The organism is Nonomuraea sp. NPDC049141 (assembly GCF_040648415.1).
Classification (GTDB): domain Bacteria; phylum Actinomycetota; class Actinomycetes; order Streptosporangiales; family Streptosporangiaceae; genus Nonomuraea.
Map to the genome: position 1 here is coordinate 1 of NZ_JBEZDR010000168.1, position 1,893 is coordinate 1,893.

Here is a 1,893-nt window from a genome sequence, read left to right on the forward strand (position 1 = left end):
GATCGGGTGGCCGCCCGGGCCAGTTCCGGCGCGGCCGGTTGGCGGACCGGCAGGTCGGGGTGCCCGGCCGGCCGCTCGGCCCCCACAACGCTGGACGGGTCGAGCGGTCCCGGGGCGGGGGTGGGAACGGGTGGCACGGCGGCGGCTCCCAGGGGTGTATTTGCGGTGGTTATGGCAAAGGTGAGGTTCACCGAAAGGGCTGCGGCCAAGACTACGAGGCGAAGCGGGAAATGCGTGATCGTGCGCGTGGAAGCGTTCCCAAAAACCGGTACGAACGCGGAAAGTCGTGATGGCTGTGCCGATTGTCACCGAACGGTCCCGGGCCACCCGAAGTTCGCCTAGCCTTCGCCCCACCGGCCGGCTTGGCACCGGGATTGCCGGTGGTCCATCCCGGGGTAATGGGAGCAACTGAACCTTCGTTAAGTGTCGGACCGGCGTGCGTGGGAGGGCTCTGGTGGCAACGCAGGAGACGGTGGAACACAAGTACGTCTACGCCTTCGCCGAGGGCAACAAGGACCTCAAGGAACTGCTCGGCGGCAAGGGGGCCAACCTGGCCGAGATGACCAATCTCGGGCTGCCGGTCCCGCCGGGCTTCACGATCACCACGGAGGCCTGCAAGGCGTACCTCGCCACCGGGGAGGAGCCCGACGGCCTGGCCGACCAGATCGCCGCGCACCTCGCGTCGCTGGAGCGGGCGATGGGCAAGCGCCTCGGTGACCCGGAGGACCCGCTGCTGGTCTCCGTACGCTCCGGCGCCAAGTTCTCCATGCCCGGCATGATGGAGACCGTCCTCAACGTCGGGCTCAACGACCGCAGCGTCCAGGGGCTCGCCCGGCAGGCCGGCGGCTCGGGCGGGCAGTCCACCCCCGGCGGCGCGGACAGGTTCGCCTGGGACTCCTACCGTCGCCTGATCCAGATGTTCGGCAAGACGGTGTGCGAGGTGCCGGGCGAGGAGTTCGAGCACGCGCTCGACGACGCCAAGCGGGTCAAGGGCACCCACAACGACCTCGACCTCGACGCCGACGACCTGCGGGGGCTGGTCGACGCATACAAGAAGATCTTCTTCAAGCACACCGGCCGGGAGTTCCCGCAGGAGCCGCGCGAGCAGCTCGACCTGGCCATCCGCGCGGTCTTCGAGTCGTGGAACGCCGAGCGCGCGGTGCTCTACCGGCGCCAGGAGCGCATCCCGGCAGACCTGGGCACGGCGGTCAACGTGGTGGCGATGGTCTTCGGCAACCTCGGCCCGGACTCCGGCACCGGCGTCGCGTTCACCCGCGACCCCGCCAGCGGCGCCCAGGGCATCTACGGCGACTACCTGGCCAACGCCCAGGGCGAGGACGTCGTCGCGGGCATCCGCAACACGGTGCCGTTGCAGGAGCTGGAGCGACTGGACAAGAAGTCCTACGACGAACTGCTCGGCATCATGGCCCGGCTGGAGGGCCACTACCGCGACCTCTGCGACATCGAGTTCACCATCGAGCGCGGCAAGCTCTGGATGCTCCAGACGCGCGTCGGCAAGCGCACCGCCGCCGCGGCGTTCGTCATCGCCGGGCAGCTCGTCGACGAGGGCCTGATCGACCTCGACGAGGCGTTGCACCGCGTCAACGGTGCGCAGCTCGCCCAGCTGATGTTCCCGCGGTTCCGCCTCGACCACGAGTTCCAGCCGGTGGCGAAGGGGATCGGGGCGTCGCCGGGCGCGGCCTCGGGCAAGGTGGTCTTCACCTCCGCCCGCGCGGTCGAACTGGCCGCCGAGGGGGAGTCGGTGATCCTGGTCCGGCGCGAGACCAATCCGGACGACCTGAACGGCATGATCGCGGCCCAGGGCATCCTCACCTCGCGCGGCGGCAAGACCAGCCACGCCGCCGTGGTGGCGCGGGGCATGGGGAAGACCTG

At 69.9% G+C, this 1,893-nt stretch carries 1 protein-coding gene; it reads left to right on the top strand.

Annotation, left to right across the window (positions count from 1 at the left end; all coding sequences use genetic code 11):
* Positions 1–454 precede the first annotated feature (454 nt).
* Positions 455–1,893 (top strand): pyruvate, phosphate dikinase (locus AB0B91_RS65515; protein ID WP_358343110.1); only part of this gene is annotated, 1,439 nt, incomplete at its 3' end.